The organism is Nocardioides sp., from assembly GCF_024509035.1.
Taxonomy (GTDB): domain Bacteria; phylum Actinomycetota; class Actinomycetes; order Propionibacteriales; family Nocardioidaceae; genus Nocardioides.
In genome coordinates, this window is the sequence record NZ_JANINT010000109.1 from 1 (window position 1) to 7,548 (window position 7,548).

5 protein-coding genes are annotated in these 7,548 nt (G+C 72.4%); all 5 read left to right on the forward strand.

Going from position 1 to position 7,548, the window contains the following annotated elements; translation table 11 throughout:
- On the forward strand, window positions 1-527 hold a 527-nt coding region (locus tag Q0L15_RS08925), incomplete at its 5' end, for an MOSC domain-containing protein (RefSeq protein WP_296603746.1).
- Window positions 528-632: 105 nt separating this feature from the next.
- On the forward strand, window positions 633-2,474 hold the full coding sequence (locus Q0L15_RS08930; protein WP_296603747.1) for an AMP-binding protein: 1,842 nt from the start codon (window positions 633-635) through the stop codon (window positions 2,472-2,474).
- 142 nt (window positions 2,475-2,616) lie between these two features.
- Complete coding sequence (locus Q0L15_RS08935; RefSeq protein WP_296603750.1) at window positions 2,617-3,294, forward strand: hypothetical protein; 678 nt, start codon at window positions 2,617-2,619, stop codon at window positions 3,292-3,294.
- Window positions 3,295-3,296: 2 nt separating this feature from the next.
- Window positions 3,297-4,874: a DNA polymerase Y family protein gene (locus tag Q0L15_RS08940; protein ID WP_296603751.1), complete on the forward strand. Its 1,578-nt coding sequence runs from the start codon at window positions 3,297-3,299 to the stop codon at window positions 4,872-4,874.
- An 11-nt stretch (window positions 4,875-4,885) separates the two neighbouring features.
- A partial coding sequence (locus Q0L15_RS08945; RefSeq protein ID WP_296603753.1) for an error-prone DNA polymerase occupies window positions 4,886-7,548 on the forward strand: 2,663 nt, incomplete at its 3' end.

Here is a 7,548-nt window from a genome sequence, read left to right on the forward strand (position 1 = left end):
TCGACGGTGACCAGGTGGGGGACACCAAGCACCACGGCGGCGTCGACCAGGCGGTCTACGTGTTCGCCCGCGAGGACCTCGACTGGTGGGCCGGCGAGCTCGGCCGGGAGATCCGCGACGGGATGTTCGCCGAGAACCTCACGACCCGAGGCATCGACGTCAACGAGGCCGAGGTGGGGGAGCGCTGGCGCATCGGGACCGCCGAGCTCGAGGTCGCGACCGTGCGGATCCCGTGCAACGACTTCAAGGGCTGGATGGGCGCGACCGGCTTCGACAACCGCGCCTGGGTGAAGCGCTTCGGGGCGATCGGCCGGCCCGGCCCCTACCTGCGGGTCCTCGTCGAGGGCGAGATCGGCGCGGGGGACGAGATCGACGTCGTCCACCGTCCCGGCCACGGCGTGACCGTCTCGATGATGTACCGCGCGCTCACCACCGAGGCGGCCCTGCTCCCCGAGCTGCTGCGGGTCGAGGGCCTGGTCGCTGACGCCCGGCGGGCGGCGGAGAAGTACGTCGGCGCACGCGCCTGAGGCGCTCCCGGGCGTCCACAGTGGGGGGTTTGCTACCCGCCAGTTCGACAAGTGATCTAGGTTACTCCGCAACCCCGTTCCCTCGGCCGTACCGCAGGAGTGTCCATGACCGCCCAGGCCAGCAGCGCCCCCCACTACGACGCCGGATTCGTCGACGAGCTCACCCAGAACTTCGCCCTCCAGTTCCTCGACCGTGTCGCCGCCTCCGGCGAGCGCGAGGCGTTCCGCTACCCGCGGGGCGAGGCGTGGGAGTCGGTGACCTGGAAGCAGGCCGGTGACCTGGTCGAGAAGCTCGCCGCAGGCCTGCTCTCGCTCGGCATCCAGTCCGAGCAGCGGGTGGGCATCGTCTCCGGCACCCGCTACGAGTGGATCCTCGCCGACCTGGCCATCATGTGCGCCGCCGGCGCCACGACCACCGTCTACCCGTCGACCAACGCCGAGGACACGGCGTACATCCTCGGCGACTCCGAGTGCCGTGTGGTCTTCGCCGAGGACGACGAGCAGATCGCCAAGCTCAAGGAGCACCGCAACGACCTGCCGCACCTCGCCAAGATCGTGACCTTCGACGGCACGACCGACGGCGACTGGATCATCGGGCTCGACGACCTGGCGAAGCTGGGCGAGGCCCGCCTCGCCGAGCACCCCGGCATCGTCGAGGAGACGGTCCGCGCGATCGCGCCCGACCAGCTCGCCACGCTGATCTACACCTCCGGCACCACCGGCCGGCCCAAGGGCGTGCGGCTGCTGCACAAGTCGTGGGTCTACGAGGGGACCGCGATCCAGGTGCAGGACATCCTCCACGAGGACGACCTGCAGTTCCTGTGGCTGCCGATGGCGCACTCGTTCGGCAAGGTGCTGCTCTCGGCCCAGCTGGCCTGCGGGTTCGCGACCGCCATCGACGGGCGGGTCGAGAAGATCGTGGACAACTGCGCGACCGTGAAGCCGACGTTCATGGGCGCGGCGCCGCGCATCTTCGAGAAGGCGCACAGCCGGATCATCACCATGCAGGCCGCCGAGGGCGGGGCCAAGGAGAAGATCTTCCACAAGGCCTTCGAGGTCGGCATCAAGGTCGACCAGCTCAAGCTCGCGGGCAAGTCGGTGCCGTTCCTGCTCAACCTCCAGCACGGGCTGTTCGACAAGCTGGTGTTCAGCAAGGTCCGCGAGCGCTTCGGTGGCCGGGTCCGGTTCTTCATCTCGGGCTCCGCGGCGCTGAACGCCGAGATCGCGGAGTTCTTCCACGCCGCCGGCATCCTCATCCTCGAGGGCTACGGCATGACCGAGAACGCCGCGGGCGCGACGGTCAACCACCCCAGCCGCTACAAGATCGGCACCGTCGGCCCCGCGCTCCCGGGCGCCGAGGTCAAGATCGGCGAGGGTGACGAGGTCCTGCTCCGCGGGCCGCACATCATGGCCGGCTACCACAACCTCCCCGAGGAGACGGCGAAGACGCTCACCGAGGACGGCTGGCTGCACACCGGCGACAAGGGCAGCATCGACGCCGACGGCTTCCTCACGATCACCGGCCGCATCAAGGACCTCTTCAAGACCTCGGGTGGCAAGTACGTCGCGCCGTCCGCGATCGAGTCGAAGTTCAAGGCGATCTGCCCCTACGCCAGCCAGTTCCTGGTGTTCGGCAACGAGCGCAACTACGTGGTCGCCCTGATCACCCTCGACCCCGACGCGATGGCCGGCTGGGCGGAGGAGAACGGCATGGTGGGGGCGTCGTACACCGAGGTCGTCAACTCCGACGCCGTGCACAAGATGGTCGGGGAGTACGTCGACGAGCTCAACTCCCGCCTCAACCGCTGGGAGACCATCAAGAAGTGGCGGCTGCTCGACCACGACCTGACCATCGAGTCCGGCGAGCTGACCCCGTCGATGAAGGTCAAGCGCAACGTGGTGGAGAAGAACAACCAGGAGCTCATCGACTCGCTCTACGAGGGCTGACGCTGGTTGAGGTGCGAAGGCCGCCAGGCCTGAGCCTCGACATCATCGTCAGGCGACGGTGATGTCGAGGCTCGCTTCGCTCGCACCTCAACCACCGGAGCACCCCGATTGACTCGCTCGAACACATGTTCGATGATGGGGTGTGGGCACCCCGACCAGCACCGCTGACACGATCGCGCAGCTGCGCAGCCGGATGGCGCGCATGCACGACGGCGTCCCGCAGCTGGCCCTGGAGACCCACCCGGCGCTGGCCGGGCTGGTCCAGCTGCGGGCCGGCAGCAGCTACGCCGTCGACAGCGCGAGCCTGGCGCTCGCGCTGATGGCCGGCCCGTCGCGGACGGGCAGCTGGTGCGCGGTCGTGGGGGTCGGCGACTCCGGGGCGGAGGCGGCGTACGCCCTCGGCGTCGACCTCGACCGCACCGTGCTCGTGCCCGACCCCGGTGACCAGTGGCTGGAGGTCACCGCCGCGCTCGTCGACGTCGTCACGCTCGTGGTGGTCCGTCCGCCGGGTCGGGTCCCCGAGCAGGTCGCGGGCAAGCTGGCCGCACGACTGCGCAAGCGCTCCGCCGCCCTGGTCGCGCTGGAGACGAGGCCGGGGGACTGGCCGCGCTGCGAAGTGCGCCTGACCACCCGCGCCCCCGCCTGGTCGGGGGCCGGTCAGGGCGAGGGCCACCTGCGCTCGCGGCGGTTGCTGGTCGAGGCCCAGCGCGGCTCGGCGCCGCCGCGCCGCGGGGCGCTGTGGTTCCCCGCCGAGGACCAGACCTACCGCCGCGCCGAGCCGGCCGCCGCGCCCGCCCGGGTCGTGGAGGAGGCGAGCTAGTCGTGTCGCGCGTGATGGTCGTGTGGTGCCCGGACTGGCCGGTGGTCGCCGCCCTGGCCGACGAGGGGCTGCCCACCCACCTGCCGGCGGCGGTGTTCAGCGCCAACAACGTCTCGGCATGCAACGACGGCGCGCGGAGGTTCGGCGTACGCCGTGGCATGCGCCGCCGCGACGCGCAGTCGCGCTGCCCGGAGCTGAAGGTGCACGCCGCGGTGCCCGACCGTGACGCCCGCGCGTTCGAGCCGGTGCTGGCCGCCGTCGAGGAGCTGCGTCCGGGGGTGGCGCCGCTGCGTCCGGGACTGCTGGCGCTGCGGGCGCCGGGCCGGTTCTACGGCGGGGAGCCCGCAGCCGCGGCGCTGGTCGCCGAGCGGTTGGTCGGGCTCGGGGTGTGGGACTGCCGGGTCGGGGTCGCCGACGAGCTGTTCACCGCCGAGCAGGCCGCCCGGCGGGCGGAGCCCCAGGACTGCCACGTGATCGAGCCGGGGGCGTCGGCGCCGTTCCTGCGTGGCCTGCCCGTCGAGGCCATCGAGGACCTCCCCGACGGCCGCGACGCGGTCAGCCTGATGCGCCGGCTGGGCCTGCGCACGCTCGGCGACGTGGCCGACCTGCGTGCCAGCGACGTGCGCGACCGGTTCGGCCCGCAGGTGGCCTGGGTGCACCGCGTGCTGGGCGGTGACGGGGCGGTGCTGCTCGCGACCCGCACCCCGCCCCCCGAGCTGGCCTGTCACGTCGACTTCGAGCCGCCGCTCGACTCCGCCGAGACGATCAGCTTCAGTGCCCGGCGCACGGCGGACCGGTTCGTCGCCGGGCTCGCCCAGCAGCGCCTGGTCTGCACCGAGGTCCGCATCGAGGCCCGGGCCGAGGGCGAGAGCGACGGCGAGGTCGCGTGCTCGCGGGTCTGGCTGCACCCACGGTGGTTCGGTGCCGCCGACCTCGTCGACCGGCTGCTCTGGCAGCTGCAGGGTGCGTCGGGGCCGACGCCGGGGCGCACCGGTGCGGTGCGCGCTCCGGTCGACCGGGTGGTCTTCGAGCCGGTGACCGTGGTGCCCGAGGCGGTGCACGCCGACGGGCTGTGGGGCGGCACCGAGGAGCGGGTCGAGCGGGGCATCGCCCGCGTGCAGGGGATGCTCGGCCACGAGGCCGTCGTCCGGCCGGTGCTCCAGGGCGGGCGGTCGCCGCGCGACCGGCAGGCGTTCGTGGCGTGGGGGGAGCGGCCGGCCGGGTTGCGGCCCCGGTCGATCGATGGCGGCCCGCCCTGGCCGGGCACCATCCCGCCGCCCGCGCCGTCGCGGGTGCTGGCCGACCCGTGGGCCGCCGAGGTGGTCGGTCCGGCCGGCCGTCCCGTCGCGGTCGACGACCGGGGTGCGGTCACCTGTCCACCCGAGCGGTTCCGCGCCGAGCCGTCGGGCGGCTGGCAGTCGGTCGCCGCCTGGGCCGGTCCGTGGCCGATCGAGGAGCTGTGGTGGGAGGCGTCGGGAGGCCGCAAGGTGGCGCGCTTCCAGGTCGTCGGCGTCGACGGCCGGGCCTGGCTGCTGACCTGCGACGAGGGCGTGTGGTGGACCGAAGCGGTGTACGACTGATGGTGATCTAGATGGGCTGGAGCAACCCGCCGATCTCCTGGGGCGAGCTGGAGAAGCGGCTCTCCGGGCGGGTCAACACGCCCCAGGACCCCGAGGCGCCGATCTCGACGCGCAAGCGCAAGCGCACGCGGGTCGACGTGGAGCGGCCCGACGGCCCGGTGACGCCGTACGCCGAGCTGCACTGCCACTCCAACTTCAGCTTCCTCGACGGCGCCAGCGGCCCCGACCACCTCGTGCTCGAGGCGATCCGGCTGGGGCTGCACGGGCTCGCGATCACCGACCACGACGGCTTCTACGGCGCTCCGCTGTTCGCAGAGACCGCACAGCTGCACGCGAGCACGGGGCTGCAGACGATCTACGGGGCCGAGCTCTCCCTGGGCCTGACCAAGCCGCAGAACGGGGTCGCCGACCCCGAGGGCAGCCACCTGCTGGTGCTGGCCCGCGGGGTGGAGGGCTACCACCGGCTGGCGGCCGCGATCACCGACGCCCAGCTGCGCGGCGACGAGAAGGGTCGGCCCGTCTACGACCCGGGAGAGCTGGCCGAGCGCGCGGGTGGACCGCGCGACGGGCACTGGCTGGTGCTGACCGGCTGCCGCAAGGGCGGCGTACGCCGGGCGCTGCTGCGGCACGGACCCGTCGCCGCGGCGGCCGAGCTCGACCGGCTCACCGCGCTGTTCGGCCACGCGAACGTCGTGGTCGAGCTGACCGACCACGGCTATCCCACCGACTCGACCCACAACGACCTGCTCGCGCGGCTGGCCGCCGACCACGGGCTGCCGGTCGTCGCGACCAACAACGTCCACCACGCGCGGCCCGAGCAGCACCGCATCGCCGCCGCGATGGCCGCCGTGCGGGCGCGGCGCAGCCTCGCGGAGATGGACGGCTGGCTGCCGGCGTCCGGGATGGCCTGCCTGCGCTCGGGGGAGGAGATGGCGCGCCGGTTCGCTCGCTACCCGGGCGCGGTGGCGCGCAGCGTCGCGATCGCCGACGAGATCGCCTTCGACCTGCAGAAGGCCACCCCCCGGCTGCCCAAGAACGGCATCCCCGCCGGTCACACGCCGTCGAGCTGGCTGCGCGAGCTGACCGAGGAGGGGTTCGCGCTGCGCTACGCCGGCGGCCCGCTCGAGGAGCAGGCCCGCCAGACCGTCGAGCACGAGCTGAAGATCATCGACGAGAAGGACTTCGCCGGCTACTTCGTGATCGTCCACGACATCGTGGCGTTCGCGCGCTCGCAGGGGATCCTCTGCCAGGGCCGGGGATCGGCGGCGAGCTCGGCGGTCTGCTACGCGCTCGGCATCACCGCGATCGACCCGGTCTTCTACCGGCTGCCGTTCGAGCGCTTCATCTCGAAAGCTCGCGACGAGGAGCCCGACATCGACGTCGACTTCGACGCAGGCAGGCGCGAGGAGGTGATCCAGTGGGTCTACGAGCGCTACGGGCGCCACAACGCCGCGCAGGTCGCGAACGTCGTCGGCTACCGCCCCAAGATGGCGGTCCGCGACGCGGCCAAGGCGCTGGGCCACTCGCCCGGTCAGCAGGACGCCTGGTCCAAGCAGGTCACCTCGTGGACGACCGTCGCCTCGCGCGACGGCGGCGAGCACGACGTACCCGCCCCTGTGGTGGCGCTGGCCAACGGCTTCCTCGGCGCACCGCGCCACCTCGGCATCCACTCCGGCGGGATGGTGCTCACCGAGCGGCCGATCGGCGAGGTGGTGCCGATCGAGCGGGCGCGGATGGACAAGCGCACCGTCTTGCAGTGGGACAAGGACGGCTGCGAGTTCATGGGGCTGGTGAAGTTCGACCTGCTCGGGCTGGGGATGCTCAGCGCGCTCGACCACATGATGCGCATCGTCGAGCAACACCTCGGCGAGCACTGGGAGCTGAGCACGATCCCCAAGGAGGAGCCGGCGGTCTACGACATGCTCTGCCGCGCCGACTCCGTCGGGGTCTTCCAGGTCGAGAGCCGGGCCCAGATCGGCACGCTGCCGCGGCTGCGACCACGGGAGTTCTACGACCTGGCGATCGAGATCGCGCTGATCCGGCCCGGCCCGATCCAGGGCGGCGCGGTGCACCCCTACATCCGGCGGGCCACCGGGCGCGAGCAGGTCGAGTACGCCCACCCCTCGCTGGTGCCGGTGCTCGAGCGCACCAAGGGCGTGCCGCTGTTCCAGGAGCAGCTGATGGACATGGCGCGGGTGCTCGGCGACTGCAGCCGCGACGAGGCCGACCTGCTGCGCCGGGCGATGGGCTCCAAGCGCGGCGTCGAGCGGATCGAGAGCATCAAGGACAAGCTGTACGCCGGGATGGCGGCCAAGGGGCTGGTCGGCGAGGAGGCCGACGCGATCTACCTGAAGATCCTGTCGTTCGCGAACTTCGGGTTCGCCGAGAGCCATTCGCTCTCCTTCGCCAAGCTCGTCTACGCCAGCTCGTGGTGCAAGCTGCACTACCCCGGGGCGTTCCTCGCCGCGTTGCTGCGGGCCCAGCCGATGGGGTTCTACGCACCCCAGTCGCTGGTCCACGACGCCCGCCGGCACGGCGTGGAGGTGCTGCGGCCCGACCTGATGCGGTCCGCGGCGACGGCTGACCTCGAGCCGGTGGCCGGCTCGTCGGGCGTGGGTGGTCCGGGCGGGCTGGACTCGTGCCTGGTCGACCACCCCGACCGGGTCGAGTGGGT